The sequence below is a fragment of the Dehalococcoides mccartyi 195 genome (genome assembly GCF_000011905.1).
Taxonomy (GTDB): Bacteria; Chloroflexota; Dehalococcoidia; order Dehalococcoidales; family Dehalococcoidaceae; genus Dehalococcoides; species Dehalococcoides mccartyi.
This window is the reverse complement of sequence record NC_002936.3, coordinates 1,194,098-1,210,175: the sequence shown is the minus strand read 5'-3', so window position 1 is coordinate 1,210,175 and position 16,078 is coordinate 1,194,098. Positions and strand designations below refer to the sequence as shown.

The window sequence follows — 16,078 nt, the reverse complement described above, 5'->3', positions numbered from 1 at the left end:
ATTTACATTTTATTCCGGTAATACAGATTAGCCAGGTCATACAGCAAAATAAAGAATAAGGCCATGCCTACCAGCAGCCAGTATTCGGGAGAAGAGGCGGCGTCTTCATTAATCACCATGTAAACCAGAGGGGCAAGACCTATTACCGGGCCGAAAATGCGGATGGTGAAACTGGCAGCCTTTTCCTGAATACGGTACTGGCGTTCGTCTGCCAGTATGCCCTTGACCTGGTTTCTTAAAAATATATTCATACCTATAAAGATAGGCACTACCAGCAGCCCGAACAGGTACAATCCGTTGGCTGCAGCCCAGCCTATGCCGATACCCAGTATTACCGATAGCAAAATAACTATATAGCGGTAAATTTTGATATTCATAGATTGGTATTGTAAAGCTGTATTTACAAAATGTCAAGGTATATATACATTTTAGAAACTATTACATAAGCAAAAGGCGGCTGTTTGCCAGCCGCCCTGTTCTTTGACTTAAAGAATCAGGTTTTAAATGCCGCGCCCCTGTTTGCGGGCGGCAATATCCAGAATAGCGCCTATGACCAGCCCGGTAACCAGCCCTATGGCAATCCCGGTGGCCATATTGCTCAACACAAAACCCAGCCCGGCACCCAGGGCCAGCCCTAGCGCCAGCCAGATACCTATATTTTCGCCGGGGGGTGTCAGCTTGTGCTTACTTTGCAGGTGGATAACAACCCCGTTTAAGGTGTTGAAGTATGACTCTTCATCTGTTTTGGCAACAGGTTTATTGCCCAGAGTTTTCAAACAGGCGGTCAGGGCATGGCGGAACATACTGCAATCTTCGCAGTTCTGTCCGAAGTTATCCATCTGGTAAAGGACGGTCTCAAGCCATTTCAGGCGGTATTTTTTGACCTCTTTGGGGCTAAGGGTCGTTTCCAGGTTGGTAACAGTTTCAATACTGGCCTGATACCAATCACTTGGCTGCTTAATCATGGATTTTCCACACCTCTCTATAACCGGGGAGTTTCCTTGTGCCAGGCGGTGGCGCACTGGAAAGCATGGGCTATGCGCATAATAGTCTGGTCAGCAAAGGGCTTGCCTATAATTTGTAAACCCACTGGTAAACCATCTACAAACCCGGCCGGTATGCTTATGGCGGGCAATCCGGCAATATTTATGGGGATAGTGCAGGTGTCACACATATACATCTCAAAGGGGTCACTCAGCTTTTCACCGATACTGAAAGGCAAGTTGGGGGTGGTGGGTGTTATAAGGGCGTCATATTTTTCAAAGGCGTTGTTAAACTCCTGGCTTATCAGAGTGCGCACTTTCTGGGCTTTGACATACCAGGCGTCATAATAGCCGGCTGAAAGGGCGTAAGTGCCTATCATGATACGCCGTTTTACTTCCGGACCGAATCCCTTGGCGCGGGTCTTTTCCATAGCTTCCCACATGTTTTCGGTCTGGTTGTAAGAATAACCGTATTTTACCCCGTCATACCGTGACAAATTGGCCGAAGCCTCGGAGGGTGCCAGTATGTAATAAACCGCCAGTGCGTATGGAGTATGGGGCAGGGATACCTCCCGGTCTACGCTTGCACCCAGACCCGAAAGTACTCCCAAGGCGTCATTTATCTTCTCGGCTATATCTGCCCGCATATTATGGCTGAAATATTCTTTGGGTACACCCAGTTTAAACCCCTTTATATCCCCGTCAAGGCAGCTGCTGAAATCAGGCGCTGTCTGGGGTACGGAGGTGGAGTCACGGTCATCAAAGCCGGCAATGGCATTCATTACCAGAGCACAGTCCAGAACATCTTTGGTAAAAGGGCCTATCTGGTCAAGCGAACTGGCAAAGGCTACCAGCCCGTAGCGGCTTACCATACCGTAGCTGGGTTTCAGTCCGGTAACACTGCAGAAGCTGGCCGGCTGGCGGATAGAACCGCCGGTATCCGAACCCAGTGAAAAGACTGCTTCCGAAGCAGCCACACAGGCAGCCGAACCGCCGGAAGAGCCGCCGGGAACTTTGGCGGTATTCCAGGGATTATGGGTGGTAAAGAAGGCCGAGTTTTCGGTGGAAGAACCCATGGCAAACTCGTCCATGTTGGTTTTACCCAGCAGCACCGCCCCTTCTTCGGCCAGTTTGTCCACCACGTGGGCATTATACGGCGGCACAAAGTTTTCCAGCATCCTGGAGGAACAGGTGGTGCGGATACCTTTGGTGCATAATACATCTTTAAGGGCCATGGGGATACCTGTCAGCGGGCGGATATGCCCCTGTTTTATAGCTTCGTCAGCCGCTTTAGCCTGGGCTAAAGCACTTTCCGGGCAGACAGTCATAAAAGCCTTTATCTCAGGCTCAAGTTTTTCTATCCTGTCCAGATGGGCTCGGGTAAGCTCGGCGGATGACAGTTTCCGTTCTTTCAGCAGTTTGTGGGACTGGGCAATGGTCAGCTTGATTAAATCTGTCATTATTCCATCACCGCCCGTATCCGCACGTAATCACCCTCGCGTCTGGGGGCATTTGAAAGTATCTCCTCACGGTCATAAGAGGGCTTTATAATATCCTCTTTAAGTACGCTTTTAACCGGGGTGGATTGGGCGGTCGGCTCTACGCCGGTGGTATCCACCTGCTGCAGTACCTCAAAATGCTCCAGCAAGGCCGAAAGCTCTTTACTCAAGCGGTTTATTTCATCTTCCTCCAGCCCCAGTTTAGCCAAGCGGGCAATGTGGAGTACATCTTCGCGGTTTAGCTTCATAATATCCCCCGTTTACAAGTCCCCAGATTATAACACCGCCGCCAAATACGGGCAACAAAGCCCCCTTTTGGTTGTATTAAGGTACGGGGGTTGTTGGTATAATAACGCTATGAATATCCGTCTGGTCTGGACTGTATTTACTACGCTTTTAGAAGGGGCAGGCATTGCCCTGCTGGGTTTATGGCTGCTGCCGAAGGTGGATTTCCCCCTGCCGCTTTGGGTGGTGCTGCTTGCCGAAGGGGTTTTGCTGGTACTAGCGGTGTATTTTTACCACGTGGGTACAGTTACGCTTGACCAGAAACCGCTTACCGGTGCGGAAACTATTATCGGCAGCAGTGCGGTAGTGGTGGAAAGCTTAAACCCTCAGGGGATGGTACGGCTGGACGGGGAGCTTTGGGAGGCAGTTACTTCCGAAGCCGGCATATCCAGCGGGCAGGAAGTGGTGGTAATAGGGCGGGATAAAATGCGTCTTCGGGTAAAACCCAAATAGAGCCGTTCTTTCGCTAAAAACCGCCAAGATGTTATAATGGCGGCAATCTCAGGCAGGTCTCGGTAAAGGGGGCTTAAGCGTGAACAACAATAATCCGGTTAAAAGGCTGATACTGGGGTTTAACAGTAAGCTCTGTCTGTGTAAAAAATGCCCCAGTTACCCGGGGCATAAGGATAAAGTGGTCTACTGTGAGCGGGCAAAAAGCCCGTATGTAATCAGCAAAACAAGCTGTCTCTGCCCCCAGTGCCGGGTATGGAAGCTGAACAATTTTGCGGAGACATATTACTGCAGCAGCGGCGCGGCTCCGTTATCCCGTATTTAGGCGGTAGTTTCAAGAGAGGTGTCAAAATAGAAATAATACCGGCAATAGATATTTTAGGCGGCAGGTGTGTCCGCCTTCTTCAGGGTGATTATGCTCAGGAGACAGTGTACTCTCCTGACCCGGTGGGTACAGCCATGCGCTGGCAATCTTTGGGTGCTCCCCGCCTGCATGTGGTGGATTTGGACGGTGCTGCCGACGGGGAAAGTGTTAACTTTGAGCTTATACGGGAAATAGCCAATTCGGCCCTTATACCGGTGGAAGTGGGCGGCGGTATCCGCAGTATGGATACGGTAAAGAAACTGCTTACGGCCGGGGTTGACCGGGTAATACTGGGTACGGTAGCGGTGGAAAACCCGGAGCTGGTCAGGGAAATATGTGCCAGATACGCTGACTCGGTAGCCGTCAGTATAGACGCCAGGAATGGCAAGGTGGCCACTCGCGGCTGGGTAAACAGTACCGAAGTGGATGCTTTGGAACTGGCCCGCAGTATGAAAAAACTGGGTGTGAAGCGTTTTATTTACACTGATATAAGCCGTGACGGCACTCTGAGTGAGCCTAACTTCGCGGCTATACGAGACCTTATTTCGGCTATAAATATGCCGGTTATAGCTTCAGGGGGTGTTTCCAGCCTGAGCCATTTGCGCCTTTTGAAAGATATCGGTGCGGAGGGGGCTATTGTGGGCAAGGCCATTTATACCGGTGACCTGAACCTTAAACGGGCCTTTGAAGAGTTGTCCTAGATTAGCTTAGAAATCTGTTTCATACATCAGGTAATGGCTGGGGGTCATGCCCAGTTCGGCATAGGTGGCTTGGGCGCGTTTGTTTTCTTTCTCTACATATAAACGCAGGCCGCAGACATTGCCTGCTTCTTTAGCCTGTGCGGTCAGATTTTCATACATAGCCCGGAAGATACCCTGGCGGCGGAATTCGGGCTTTATATATACGCTTTGCACCCACCAGTAAAATTTATTCCGCCAGTCACTCCATTCGTAGGTAACCATAAGCGAACCGGCGGTTTCCCCGTTACACTCGGCTATCAGGTAAAAGCCGTATCCGGGGTTTTCGAAAAGATAGGCTGCCCCTTTCAGGGTAGCGTCTTTATCCAGTGCCTTGTTTTCAGTTTCCTGTGCCATAGATGCATTAAAACCGGCAATAGTATTTGTATCACGGCTGTCTGCCCGGCGGATGCGAAGTGTTTCCTCCAAAATTTACCCCCGTGTTTTGATGTATACTTATCTTGTACGTTTAATATCACTTACAAGATGCACTTTAAACCAATTCCTGATAAAATAACATTTTCTACGCAAAAATAAAAACGGGAGATAATGTATTCAAATGGAACTCAAACTGGACGACAAAGGGCTTATAGCCGCTATAGTACAGGATGTGAAGGATGGCACGGTGCTGATGCTGGGCTATATGAACCCCGAATCCTTCAAGCTCACTCAAGAAACCGGCAGTGTCTGGTTTTACAGCCGTAGCCGCCAGGAACTCTGGAACAAAGGCGCTACCTCCGGCAACAAGCTTATTGTCAAGGAAATGTATATTGATTGTGACAAGGATGCCGTACTGGTAAAGGCTGAACCTATGGGTCCCACCTGCCACACCGGCAACCGCAGCTGCTTTTTCACACCGGTAGAGCTTAAGTAGCCGCTTCGCACTCAGGGCAGGCTTTTTGGGGAATATAATCGGGGTTGTCCATCTCAACTGTCTTTTTAAGGGCGGTGATGGCAACCTCGATTTGCTTTATATCCGGCTGGCGGGTAGTCAGTGACTGCAAAGCCAGGCCCGGTTTAATCAAAAAGCGGACTACCGGGTTGTGGCAGTGTCCGGCGCTGAAACGGGTAAATTCATAACTTAAGGCTGCAATTACCGGCACCAGTATTATCCGGGAAGCAAACATAACCGCAAAGGCAGGCTTGCCTATCAGGCTGAATACCAGTATGGCTATTACCATTACCGCCAGCAGAAAGCTGGTGCCGCAGCGGAGGTGGGCGGTAGAGTAAGTTTTTATTTCGGCAGCCCTTTCCAGTTCAAGCGGCACACCGGCCTCAAAGGCGTTTATGGTGGCATGTTCCGCCCCGTGGTAGCCGAAAACCCGTTTGATATCCGGTGTCAGGGTGACCAGTTTTATATAAATGACAAATATCACCAGCCTTACTATACCCTCAATCAGGTTAAACAAAACGGCTGATTCCAAAAAGGAACTCATAAGGTTAGTGATGAACAAGGGCGCCAGAAAGAAAAGGGCTACGCTGGAACCCAGTGACACCAAAAGCATCAGCCACAAAAGCCCGCCCGAAAGTTCTTCTTCCTCTTCCTTAAGGGCTATATTGGCCGAATATATAAGGCTCTGAATGCCCAGAATCATGCTCTCAATAAGCACAATAGCCCCCCGTATCACGGGCATTTTGCGCCATTTGCTGGTATAAAGCGAATGCAGGGGTCTTACTTCGGTGGTGATTTCACCGCCGGGGTTGCGTACCGCAGTGACCAGGTTTTTCTGGCCGCGCATCATTACCCCTTCAAGTACCGCCTGTCCGCCGTAATAAAATTTTTCTGCCAATATACTACTCCGTCATAAACAAAAAGGAGCGGCTTTTAGTACCGCTCCTTTTATTATCGCATTTTTAAATGGTAAATGCTTAGGTTTTGTTGCCGTAACGCTGGCGGAATTTCTCCACCCGTCCGGCGGTGTCAACCATTCTTTTCTCACCGGTGTAGAAGGGGTGGCACTGGGCACAAAGCTCTACCTTGATGCTGTCTTTGGTAGAACCCACTGTAAAAGTGTTGCCGCAGGCACAGCTTACGTTGGTGGCGGTATTATATTTAGGGTGTATTTTTTCCTTCATACGGCCTTAGTCAGCAACTACGCTGACTTTCCTCCTGTCATTAGTGGTGGGCTCAAACTTCACCACACCCTCGCAGGTGGCGAAGATGGTATAGTCACGCCCCAGCCCCACATTTTCACCGGGGTGAATGCGGGTGCCTCTCTGGCGGACAATAATTGTCCCTGAGTGCACTTTTTCACCGGCAAAACGTTTTACGCCCAGCATTTTGGGCTTGCTATCACGTCCGTTCTTTGTAGAACCCGCACCTTTTTTATGCGCCATCTGTAGTTACCTCGTTAGTTTTCTTGGCTCTGGGCTTGCGGGCAGGCTTTTCGGCAGCCCCGCCGGTCAGAATCTCACCTATAGTCAGTACAGTGTACAGCTGGCGATGTCCCGTTTTCTTGTGATTGCGGGATTTAGCCTTGAAACGGTAAGCAAAGACCTTGTCACCCTTGATATGGCCGGCAACAGTGGCAGTTACCTTGGCACCCGGAACAGTGGGGGAGCCTATAGTAACGGTTTCACCGTCATTAAGCATCAGAACCTTGTCCAGTTCAATGCTGTCACCCTCAGCCAGGTCAAACAAATCCACTTCAACCAGCTGGCCGGGTGTTACCTTGTATTGTTTTCCACCGGATTCAATTATGGCGTAAATGTTGACACCTCCCAAAAGCAAAGCAATATTATACAGTAGAATATATTAAAACGCAAAGCCACCTGGCTTTTAAACAAAACCTTCTAAAAATAATATGTTAGAGCGGCTCTTGTCAAGAACCCCTGCCATATTTACCCCTATAATTTAGCTTAAAACCGCCAAATTAGCAAAAATTTCTTTTGGGGGGATATACATTTCGGTTGGCCTGTGGAGTTATACTCAGAGTATCCGGCGAAGGAGGGGCAAAATGACTAACAGAGTATTTGTCAGCGGCGGCAGCGGTTTTGTAGGCGGGCATTTGCTGCCCCGGCTGGCTGAAAACGGCTTTAAAATCCGTCTGCTGGTTATGAATGAGGCCGAAGCCAAACGGGTAAAAACCCCCGGAGTGGAGTTTGTGTATGGTACGGTAAATGACCTGCCGGTGCTTATGGAGAGTATGAAAGATATCTTTGCCGTAATCCATCTGGTGGCCATACTGCGTGAAAATAAAGATATTACCTTTGAGAAGGTAAATATAGAGGGCACAAAAAACATGCTGGCGGCGGCTGACCAAAACGGGGTGAAAAGATTTATTCACATGGGGATACTGGGTGCCAGTGCCGACCCCCGTTTTACTTACCTCCATTCCAAGTATCTGGCTGAAGAAGCGGTCAGTAAGTCCGGTCTGGATTACAGCATTTTAAAGCCTTCGGTCATGTTCGGGCAGGGAGCAGGTTTTATAACTGCCCTTATCCGTTCATTTAAGCCCTATCCCTTACTTGCCCCGGTTGCCGGAAACGGCAAAACCCGCCTTCAGCCCATTTGGGTGGAGGACGTGGTCAGCTGCCTGCTGAAAATGCTGGACGGGGAAAAGATACATCAGAGCGTACAGATTGGCGGACCCCGGATATTTACTTATGATGAGGTTCTTTTGGCGGTGATGCAGGCTATGGGGGTAAAAAAGCCCCGTTTGCATGTACCGGTGGGTTTAATGCGTCCGCTGGTCTGGCTGATGGAACGCACCAGTTCCAACCCGCCCATTACTCTGCCGGAGTTGAAAGCTTTGTCGGTAGACAATATAACTGCCGAAGATGCCGTAAAGACAGAGTTCGGCTTTGACCCCAAGCCTCTTTCGGAAGGGCTTGATTACCTTAAGCCAGCTCCAGCCGTTCCTTAGCCAGCAGCTGCACACAGCTTTTCAGGTCTTCAAAGCGGCAGTTGTTGTTTATGACAATACTTGCGTATTTGAGGCGTTCATTATCAGTGGCCTGGGACTGGATACGGGCCATAACCTGCTCGCGGCTCAGCCCCATACGGTTGCGCAGCCGTTTGAAAATGCTTTCTTTGGGAGCGGTAATAAGCCAGACTTCATTTACCAGCTTTAACCAGCCGGCCTCTACCAGCAGGGGGGCTTCTATAGCTACGGCTTTTATGCCTTTTTGGCGGTATTCTTCCAGCAGGGAAGCAATGGCCTGTTCTATCAGGGGGTGGGTGATTTTATTCAGGTGCTCCAGCCTTTCGGGATATCCGAAGACCAGTTCGCCCAGTATCTTGCGGTTAATACTCCCGTCAGGGTTCATGACCTCATTGCCGAAAACGTCAGTTATCCTGGTGCGGATACCTTTATTCTGGAGTACGCGGTGGCCAATCTCGTCGGCGTCAATTATATTAACCCCTAGTTCCTTTAAATAACGGCAAACGGTAGTCTTGCCACTGCCGATACCACCGGTAATGCCTACAATTTTCATTGAATTAGTCTAGTCTTTTAAAAAAATCAGGTCAAGTAAATTCCGGCTTCAAATACTTTTGGATGTCCTGAACAGATTTTCATATTTCGCTGGCAGGCAGGTTTTGCCTACGTATCTTCTTGCCAAAACTAAGACACTCTTTATCTTTAAATACGTATGCATACTAATTGTGAGGTGCAGGCCCATGTGGGATAGTTGAAATATAGGTTGGCACTTCCTAAATGAAGGGCGGAATTGCCGCCGGGAGGTGATTTATGAGTACTAAAAGCTTAACCGTGCCTGAAAATGAGATGCTGGCGGGTATACTCAAAAACTATATCGGTGAGCTTCGGGTAGAAATAATCCATACTGAAACGGGTACTTACAAAAAAGCCCTGCATGCCAGGGAGAAGATTTTGCTCGGCATACTTCGTAAGCTGGAGTCGGCTGCAGGCGAAGGTAAACCCGGGGCGCCGCTGGGGAACAAAGCTTCCTGAACGGTCTTAGGGCAAATAGGCTATCAGGCTGGTATTTCCGTTAGCAGCCGGAATTGCCCGCCATTTGGACTTGATACGGGCGTTAGGCGGAAATATTTGGGTCGGGTTATTGTGGAAACAGGGCCGAGCGGCTAAAGTATTAGGTATATGAACCTTAACCTGTCTTTGGCGGCTTCTCTGGAAGAGCTTCAGGCTCAGCGCCGGGCTGACTATGTGGCAGCTAGAGTCCGTTTGCACCCTGATTTAGACAGCTGTGTCCGTGAGTTTAAGGGTGCGTTTATTATCTATGACGGAGAAGCATCTCCCATAAACCGGGTAATGTGCCTGGGACTAAAAGAAAGCATACTTGAAGAAGACCTGACCGGTCTGGAGGAGTTTTATAACGGACATGGTCTTAAGGCTATGCTGGACGTCTGTCCGCTGGCCGAAGAAGATATGATTTATCTGCTGGGCAAACGGGGTTATACGGTTTATCAGTTTGACAGTGTGCTGGTACATGAAGTAAGCAGTTTCCGCCTTGAGATAAAAGAGCCGCCGGGTATAGTTATCTGGCCGGTAAACAAAAATAACTACCTTACCTGGCTGGATGTGGTCAGCCGGGGTTTTTCCGCTGCAGAGGCAGACCTGCCCTCTATGCAGTCTATCTGCGAACCGAACTATCACAGCCGCAATTCTTCTGCCTATCTGGCTTATCTGGACGGCAAACCGGCCGGGGGCGGGGTTTTATATGTCCGGGGGCATATGGCTGAACTGGGGGGAGATGCCACTTTACCGGATTTCCGCCGCCGGGGAGTTCAGACTGCCCTTATCCAGCACCGCCTGAAAGCTGCCCGCAAAATGGGCGTCCGCCAGATGGTTTTTGTAGCTGCTCCGGGTACTTCATCTGAGCGCAATGCCCGCCGGGCTGGTTTTGAACTGGCCTACAGCCGGGCGCTGTTCCTCCAGCCCTGAGGGAGTAAAGCGGCAAAATCCGCCGCTATTTCCGGCAGGAAAGTATTTTCGCTTGGCTTCTTTGAGTCTTTTTGCCCGTAGTTCCCATATATTCCTATCCGCCTTTAAGATGTTATTTCAATACCACTTTGCCAGCCGGATTTCCTGCCTGATTTGGCAGCATGCGTTGACAGCTTTATCCCTGCGTCATACAATGGCAGCAAATTGTTTATGGCAACGAGGCAGCGCTGATGTTTCTGGACAGGGTAATAATCAGGTCAGACAGATTTCCGGATAACAGCCTTTACCCTTTTAATCTGGGTGTGCTGCATAAAACCTCCGAAATAACTTTTAGTAAGCCGGTTACTTTTTTTATTGGAGAGAACGGCAGCGGCAAGTCCACTCTGCTCAGGGCAATCTGCCGCAGGGCCGGTGTGCATATCTGGGAAGATACCAGCCGCCTGACGCTGGATAATAACCCCTATGCAGACCGCTTTTCAGACTATCTGGAACTCGGTTTGCCCCAAGGCGGGGTAAAAGGTTCCTTTTTTGATTCGCGCACTTTTCAGGACTTTACCCGTTTTCTGGATGAATGGGCAGCGGCTTCGCCGGATATCCTGAAATACTTCGGCGGGGATTCCCTTGCCAACCGTTCTCACGGCCAGTCACTGATGCAGTATTTTGAATCCCGTTACAAGATAAAAGGCCTGTATTTCATGGATGAGCCCGAAACGGCTTTATCACCCAAAAGCCAGCTTATGCTGTTGAAGCTCTTAAGTCAGGCATCCGCCTCAGACCATAACCAGTTTATCATTGTCAGCCATTCGCCTATTCTGCTGGCTTGCCCGAATGCGGCCATATATACGTTTGATACCGCACCTGTTTCCCCTATAGGGTATTACGATACCCAGTACTATCGCATATACCGTGATTTTCTGAATAACCCCGCGCCCTTCTTTGAGCAGTAAGCCTGTATGGGATATCCGTCTCAGGTGTATTTGTTAAATTTAGAAGTCATACATATTTGCCGCTTAAACAGTATTGCCAAAATAAAATAATTCTGGCATAATTTACCCATACTTATAAACAACGGTTGAAAATTAAAAAGTTGATAACCATTGTTGGTCCTGCCGGGGGAAATCAGGGTGCTGTCGGTTGAGGCGCCGAGCGGCTTAATTATCATCCAGGTCCCCTCCCGTGGGCGGAGCCCTGAGCGTAATCGGGCTAGCGGCAGGACCAGCTTATTTTTTAAAGAGGTTTGAAGGCCTCTTTTTTTGTTTTAAAAGGGTTTGCCGGCTGCTTATTTTTGCAGCCCAGGTTATGCTTGGGTATTTTTATATTTATATACGGGCATAGCTTCTGTTAGCGTTTTTCTTGCGGAAATTTAATCCGGTACGTGTTACAATAGCGGGTATTATACAAGCAGTATGGGAGGGAATATGCCGTCTCTAGATGTGGTAAGCGTAGTAGACATGCAAGCCATGGACAATGCCGTAAATAATGCCAAGCGTGACCTTGGGAACCGATATGATTTTAAAAATGCCAAGTACGAGCTGGTTTTAAACCGCAAAGACAAGAAAATAGAAATAGTTGCCGAAGATGAGTTTAAACTTAAGGCTATTATTGAAACTTTGATTCAGCAGTGTGTCCGGTTCAAGCTGGACAGCAAGTGCCTGGATGTTGCAGATGCCCATACTGTTTCGCTGGGGGCTGCCAAAACCGAGATAAAAATAAAAGATGGCCTGACCAAAGAAACCGCTTCTAAGATAACCAAGTTTATAAAATCAACCAAGCTCAAGCTGGATTCTGCCATACAGGGTGAACAGATACGTATAACCGGCAAGCAGATTGATGATTTGCAGGAGATAATGCAGCTGCTTAACGGGCAGGACTTTGACGTACCCCTGCAATATGTAAACATGAAGCGTTAGACTTTTATACCTATAAACAAGTAAAGCCCGCCTTTAAAAGCGGGCTTCATAATTTATATAGGCCTGTTTCAGGAAGTGTTTAAGCTGAAAGCTTACTTTTTCTTATCCAAAAAATCCCGTATCTTATAGGTCAGGTCAGCTACGTGGTTATTCATTTCCACCATGTCATCTGCAGACAGCTCGGCATGGAGCAGGCTGAACCAGGTCTCCCCGCTTAATCCCACCAGGGCATAGTCATCCAGAGTTTCTCTGGTGCCGTCTTTGTAGTTTACCGTAATGTAGGACACTTCTTTTTTGGTACCGTCTATTTTAAGCACTTTTCTCCTCCTATAGAAAAAGCCCCCCGGTCTTATTCCGGAAGGCTTTTAGCTTTAGAATTGGTAGCGGGGATAGGATTCGAACCTATGGCCTTCGGGTTATGAGCCCGACGAGCTACCACTGCTCCACCCCGCGTCAATATGCCCTGATAGTATAGTTATAATACCCGCCAAAGTCAAACGCAGCAAAGGGTTGGCAAGGTTTTTGAAGATGCCTGAGGCATTTAAAAATATGCTGTTATAGTGTAGACTAAGTCATTCGGATATGTCTTGGTTTTTTGCAGCTCTACTGGCCACTGCCCTTTTGGGCGTGGTGAATATTCTGGACGGGCATCTTCTCCAAAAAAGATTTCCCAGTCTAAAAGCTTTTATCCTGCCGGTAGGGCTTCTGATGGTAAGCTACAATCTTCCTCTGGCTTTGGGATTCCCATTTGCCGAAGGCACTCCCCCGGACATTATCCTTCTGGCGGTTACGGCTGGTCTTCTGCGTGCCTTTTCTGTTTACATAATGTTGTTTGCCCTTAAGACTGAAGAAGTCTCACGGGTGATACCCATCTATTACTCGTACCCTATTTTTGTAAGCCTTATGGCCGTACCTTTACTGGGCGAAAGCATAGGTTTGCTCAGGTGGCTGGCCATACTGGCGGTGGTGGGGGGTGTCATACTGGTATCTGCCCGCAAAAACGGTAATGGCAGACCATTCCGTCTGGGCAGAACTACGGTTTTGCTGATACTGGCCGGGCTGCTTATATCCGGGTCTGATGTAATAAACAAGCACGTGCTGGAAGTGATTACCTTCTGGAACAGCTACTGGATAAGCGGCGTGTGTCTGGCTCTGTTTCTGCTGGCAGTATCTTTCCGCAGGAGTGTTTTCGCCGAACTGAAGGGTCTTACAAAGCCGCTGCTTTGTTATTCACTGATAGTTTTAGATGAACTCTTTCTGTTCGGGGGAATGCTGCTCCTTCTTTGGGCTATCCAGCACGGCCCTATTTCGCTGGTTTCGGCTATCTCCAGTACCCGTCCCCTGTTCGTGCTGGTATATGCCTTTGTGCTGTTACGCCTGATACCGGGTTTCCTTTTGGAATGGCCTGCCGGCAGAAGGCTGCGGATACTCCAGATATGCGGGGTGGTTTTAACGGTGGGTGGTATTGCCGCCATGAATCTTTTTGATTAACCCCTGTTAAGACTGGTGTGAAGCTGTGTTTTTTACCGGGGGTGGTGTTATAATCTAGTTGGAGGAGCAATTATGCACGAAGCCCTGCTCTACCAGAAAATGCCTCACAACATAACCCGCTGTCATACCTGCCAGTGGAGCTGCCGTATAAACCCCAATCACCTGGGTGTTTGCCAGGTCTACCAGAATATAAGCGGTTCTCTGTTCAGCCTTAATTACGGGCGTACTTCCTCGGTGGCGGTAGACCCCATAGAAAAGAAGCCGCTCTATCATTTTTATCCCGGCAGTCAGGTATTTTCGCTGGGCAGCTGGGGGTGCAATTTCCACTGTTCCGGCTGCCAGAACTGGGAGATTGCCTGCCCGGATACTTATGAAAGGCTGTTTAACTCCCGCACCCTTTTACCCGAACAGGCGGTAAATATGGCTAAAGAGTACCATTGCCAGGGAATAGCTTTTACCTATAACGAACCCACTGTCTGGTTTGAATATACCCTGGACTGTGCCCGTCTGGCCAAAAACAGCGGCTTGTATACCGTATATGTGACCAATGGTTATATGTCTACCCAGGCACTGGATACTATCGGCCCTTATTTAGATGCTTTCCGGGTGGATATAAAGGGTTTTAAGGCCGGTACTTATCAGAAATTATCCAAAATACAGCATTGGGAAAAAATATTGACTACTACCGAGAGGGCAAAAGCCCAGTGGGGTATGCACGTGGAAGTGGTAACAAATATTATTCCCGCATATAATGATGACCCTGAACAGCTTACCGGCATAGCCCGCTGGATAAAAACCCGTCTGGGAGAGCTTACTCCCTGGCACGTTACCCGCTTTTATCCCTGCCGGGATATGCAGAACACGCCCTCTACGCCGCTTGAGACTCTGGAAAAGGCGGTTGAAATAGGTAAGGGCGAAGGGCTGAAATACATATATCTGGGGAATGTCCCCGGACATAAAAGCGAGACCACCTGCTGCCCTGAGTGCGGACAGGCACTTATCCGCCGCAAAGGTTATGACAGCGAAATATGCGGTTTGGATAATGACCGATGCCGCCGTTGCCAGTCAAAGCTTTATATCCGGCTCTCTTCCCCGGCGGAAGGTGAATAATGTTAAGACCAGCGTCTGCAGCCGGACGTTATTATCCGGCCAGCAAAGAGAAAATCCGTTCGGTTATTGCCCCCATGGAAGTGAAAGGGGTGGCCAAGGAACGGTATTTGGGGGCGGTAATGCCCCATGCCGGTTATCCGTATTCGGGAGGGGTAGCCATGGCGGTAGCCTCCCGTTTGGACTTGCCTGAGACAGTTATCATACTTGGCCCCAGCCATACGGGCATAGGGGCGGAATATGCCATAATGGCTTCTGGCATCTGGCAGACGCCTATGGGAGAGGTGGAAATAGACTCAACTCTGGCACACTCTATTATGAAATACTGCCGCCATATAAAGGCAGACCCGTCTGCCCACCAGTATGAACATTCTATAGAAGTACAGCTGCCGATACTCCAGTACTTCAAGCCTGATATAAAAATAGTTCCTCTGACTGTCTCTTTCGGCAAGGCAGAAACACTGGCTGAAATAGGGCATGGCATTGCCAGTGCCCTCAGGGAAACCGGGCGGGAGGCGATAATAATTGCCTCCTCAGATATGACCCATTATGAATCCCAGGCAGATGCCCACCAAAAAGACAGCCTGGCGCTGGATGCTATTATAAAGCTGGATGCCGCCCAGATGCTGGAAAGAATACAGCAAAACCACATAACTATGTGCGGTTTTGCCCCGGTGGCGGCCATGCTTACCGCCGTAAAGGAAATGGGGGCTAAGCGGGCCAGAGTGGTGGCTTACCAGACCAGCGGTGATGTCACCCATCATCTGGACCAGGTAGTGGGGTATGCCGGGCTGGTTGTTGAACAAACTGAAGAATCCCCCCAGGTGGCACTGGCCAGAGCGGCGGTGGAGACTTTTGTCAGAGAGAAAAAGGTTATTACCCCATCAGCCGAAATATCCGCTGAGCTTACCGGAGAAGCCGGTGTCTTTGTTTCACTTAAGAAACTGGGAGAACTCCGGGGCTGCATAGGCACTTTTGAACCCCGTTTTGATAATATTGCAGACGAGATTGTCTCTAATGCCGTAAGTTCCTCAAGCAAAGACCCCCGCTTTGAACCTGTGTCAGAGTGGGAGCTGCCGTTTTTAAGTTACAGTGTTGATGTGCTGACCCCGCCCCAGGCGGTAGAGGATATGGGCAGTCTGGATGCTAAAAAGTACGGGGTGATAGTGGAAAGCGGCCACCTAAGGGGGCTGCTGCTGCCTGATTTGGAGGGGGTTGATACCCCGTCAGAACAGATAGCCATTTGCCGCCAGAAGGCTGGCATAGCCCCGGACGCCCCGGTCAGGCTTTACCGTTTTGAGGTGCAAAGGTATTATTAGCATTTTAGTACGGCGGGGGATATTTGCCGGGCGGGTACAAGTAAATTTGCCTGCCTTGTGGTACAATTT

23 protein-coding genes and 1 tRNA gene are annotated in these 16,078 nt (G+C 49.3%); 12 read left to right on the top strand and 12 right to left on the bottom strand.

Annotated features, from left to right (window positions below; genetic code table 11):
- Nucleotides 1–2 precede the first annotated feature (2 nt).
- From DET_RS06845 to gatC, 4 genes are all read right to left on the bottom strand, one after another.
- Nucleotides 3–377, bottom strand: a complete 375-nt coding sequence (locus DET_RS06845; RefSeq protein ID WP_010937025.1) for a DUF2178 domain-containing protein — start codon at nt 375–377, stop codon at nt 3–5.
- A 123-nt stretch (nt 378–500) separates the two neighbouring features.
- The gene (locus tag DET_RS06840) at nt 501–965 is read right to left on the bottom strand and encodes a hypothetical protein (RefSeq protein WP_010937024.1); all 465 of its coding nucleotides are present in this window, start codon (nt 963–965) and stop codon (nt 501–503) included.
- A gap of 17 nt (nt 966–982) precedes the next feature.
- Nucleotides 983–2,443: an Asp-tRNA(Asn)/Glu-tRNA(Gln) amidotransferase subunit GatA gene (gene gatA, locus DET_RS06835; RefSeq protein ID WP_010937023.1), complete on the bottom strand. Its 1,461-nt coding sequence runs from the start codon at nt 2,441–2,443 to the stop codon at nt 983–985.
- On the bottom strand, nt 2,443–2,730 hold the full coding sequence (gene gatC / locus DET_RS06830) for an Asp-tRNA(Asn)/Glu-tRNA(Gln) amidotransferase subunit GatC (RefSeq protein ID WP_010937022.1): 288 nt from the start codon (nt 2,728–2,730) through the stop codon (nt 2,443–2,445). Before gatC ends, gatA begins: the two co-directional genes overlap by 1 nt.
- A 109-nt stretch (nt 2,731–2,839) precedes the next feature.
- Here gatC and DET_RS06825 point away from each other — a divergent pair, with 109 nt between their 5' ends.
- From DET_RS06825 to hisA, 3 genes are all read left to right on the top strand, one after another.
- Nucleotides 2,840–3,220: an NfeD family protein gene (locus DET_RS06825; RefSeq protein WP_010937021.1), complete on the top strand. Its 381-nt coding sequence runs from the start codon at nt 2,840–2,842 to the stop codon at nt 3,218–3,220.
- A 79-nt stretch (nt 3,221–3,299) separates the two neighbouring features.
- The gene (locus DET_RS08890) at nt 3,300–3,542 is read left to right on the top strand and encodes a DUF2769 domain-containing protein (RefSeq protein ID WP_010937020.1); all 243 of its coding nucleotides are present in this window, start codon (nt 3,300–3,302) and stop codon (nt 3,540–3,542) included.
- Entirely contained in the window at nt 3,506–4,282 is a 777-nt protein-coding gene (gene hisA, locus DET_RS06820) for a 1-(5-phosphoribosyl)-5-[(5-phosphoribosylamino)methylideneamino]imidazole-4-carboxamide isomerase (RefSeq protein ID WP_041223475.1), read from the top strand. Before DET_RS08890 ends, hisA begins: the two co-directional genes overlap by 37 nt.
- Before the next feature lie 6 nt (nt 4,283–4,288).
- Here the strand turns inward: hisA and DET_RS06815 are convergent, their stop codons facing one another.
- A complete protein-coding gene (locus DET_RS06815; RefSeq protein WP_010937018.1) occupies nt 4,289–4,747 on the bottom strand; it encodes a GNAT family N-acetyltransferase in 459 nt (152 codons plus the stop codon).
- A 130-nt stretch (nt 4,748–4,877) separates the two neighbouring features.
- On the opposite strand from DET_RS06815, the gene hisI reads away from it, so the two are divergent.
- Complete coding sequence (gene hisI, locus DET_RS06810; protein ID WP_010937017.1) at nt 4,878–5,192, top strand: phosphoribosyl-AMP cyclohydrolase; 315 nt, start codon at nt 4,878–4,880, stop codon at nt 5,190–5,192.
- On the opposite strand, the gene DET_RS06805 is transcribed toward hisI, so the two are convergent.
- The 4 genes from DET_RS06805 to rplU all read right to left on the bottom strand — a co-directional run bounded on the left by DET_RS06805 (nt 5,185) and on the right by rplU (nt 7,043).
- Nucleotides 5,185–6,108 (bottom strand): DUF1385 domain-containing protein, encoded by a 924-nt coding sequence (locus tag DET_RS06805; protein WP_010937016.1) that lies wholly within the window; start codon nt 6,106–6,108, stop codon nt 5,185–5,187. The two genes, hisI and DET_RS06805, sit on opposite strands and share 8 nt — an antisense overlap.
- A gap of 79 nt (nt 6,109–6,187) precedes the next feature.
- Nucleotides 6,188–6,394: a 50S ribosomal protein L31 gene (gene rpmE, locus DET_RS06800; RefSeq protein ID WP_010937015.1), complete on the bottom strand. Its 207-nt coding sequence runs from the start codon at nt 6,392–6,394 to the stop codon at nt 6,188–6,190.
- A 6-nt stretch (nt 6,395–6,400) separates the two neighbouring features.
- Complete coding sequence (gene rpmA, locus DET_RS06795) at nt 6,401–6,655, bottom strand: 50S ribosomal protein L27 (protein ID WP_010937014.1); 255 nt, start codon at nt 6,653–6,655, stop codon at nt 6,401–6,403.
- Entirely contained in the window at nt 6,645–7,043 is a 399-nt protein-coding gene (gene rplU / locus DET_RS06790) for a 50S ribosomal protein L21 (protein ID WP_010937013.1), read from the bottom strand. Before rplU ends, rpmA begins: the two co-directional genes overlap by 11 nt.
- A gap of 232 nt (nt 7,044–7,275) precedes the next feature.
- On the opposite strand from rplU, the gene DET_RS06785 reads away from it, so the two are divergent.
- Nucleotides 7,276–8,184 (top strand): NAD-dependent epimerase/dehydratase family protein, encoded by a 909-nt coding sequence (locus tag DET_RS06785; protein ID WP_010937012.1) that lies wholly within the window; start codon nt 7,276–7,278, stop codon nt 8,182–8,184.
- Here DET_RS06785 and coaE read toward each other — a convergent pair.
- On the bottom strand, nt 8,159–8,755 hold the full coding sequence (gene coaE, locus DET_RS06780) for a dephospho-CoA kinase (protein ID WP_010937011.1): 597 nt from the start codon (nt 8,753–8,755) through the stop codon (nt 8,159–8,161). The two genes, DET_RS06785 and coaE, sit on opposite strands and share 26 nt — an antisense overlap.
- Nucleotides 8,756–9,009: 254 nt before the next feature.
- On the opposite strand from coaE, the gene DET_RS06775 reads away from it, so the two are divergent.
- The 4 genes from DET_RS06775 (at nt 9,010) to DET_RS06750 (ending at nt 12,092) form a co-directional block, all read left to right on the top strand.
- On the top strand, nt 9,010–9,231 hold the full coding sequence (locus DET_RS06775) for a hypothetical protein (RefSeq protein ID WP_010937010.1): 222 nt from the start codon (nt 9,010–9,012) through the stop codon (nt 9,229–9,231).
- A gap of 147 nt (nt 9,232–9,378) precedes the next feature.
- The gene (locus DET_RS06770) at nt 9,379–10,182 is read left to right on the top strand and encodes a GNAT family N-acetyltransferase (RefSeq protein WP_010937009.1); all 804 of its coding nucleotides are present in this window, start codon (nt 9,379–9,381) and stop codon (nt 10,180–10,182) included.
- A gap of 230 nt (nt 10,183–10,412) precedes the next feature.
- Complete coding sequence (locus DET_RS06760) at nt 10,413–11,129, top strand: AAA family ATPase (RefSeq protein WP_010937008.1); 717 nt, start codon at nt 10,413–10,415, stop codon at nt 11,127–11,129.
- Between the two features lie 471 nt (nt 11,130–11,600).
- Complete coding sequence (locus DET_RS06750) at nt 11,601–12,092, top strand: YajQ family cyclic di-GMP-binding protein (protein ID WP_010937006.1); 492 nt, start codon at nt 11,601–11,603, stop codon at nt 12,090–12,092.
- Nucleotides 12,093–12,184: 92 nt separating this feature from the next.
- On the opposite strand, the gene DET_RS06745 is transcribed toward DET_RS06750, so the two are convergent.
- Together DET_RS06745 and DET_RS06740 are read right to left on the bottom strand one after the other, a co-directional pair.
- A complete protein-coding gene (locus DET_RS06745) occupies nt 12,185–12,409 on the bottom strand; it encodes a hypothetical protein (RefSeq protein WP_010937005.1) in 225 nt (74 codons plus the stop codon).
- A 61-nt stretch (nt 12,410–12,470) separates the two neighbouring features.
- Nucleotides 12,471–12,545 (bottom strand) — tRNA-Met (locus tag DET_RS06740).
- Between the two features lie 129 nt (nt 12,546–12,674).
- Here DET_RS06740 and DET_RS06735 point away from each other — a divergent pair.
- From DET_RS06735 to amrB, 3 genes are all read left to right on the top strand, one after another.
- On the top strand, nt 12,675–13,583 hold the full coding sequence (locus DET_RS06735; RefSeq protein ID WP_010937004.1) for an EamA family transporter: 909 nt from the start codon (nt 12,675–12,677) through the stop codon (nt 13,581–13,583).
- Nucleotides 13,584–13,655: 72 nt separating this feature from the next.
- Nucleotides 13,656–14,693: an AmmeMemoRadiSam system radical SAM enzyme gene (amrS, locus tag DET_RS06730; protein ID WP_010937003.1), complete on the top strand. Its 1,038-nt coding sequence runs from the start codon at nt 13,656–13,658 to the stop codon at nt 14,691–14,693.
- Nucleotides 14,693–16,009 (top strand): AmmeMemoRadiSam system protein B, encoded by a 1,317-nt coding sequence (gene amrB, locus DET_RS06725; RefSeq protein ID WP_010937002.1) that lies wholly within the window; start codon nt 14,693–14,695, stop codon nt 16,007–16,009. The genes amrS and amrB overlap by 1 nt, the downstream gene beginning before the upstream one ends.
- Nucleotides 16,010–16,078: the final 69 nt, after the last annotated feature.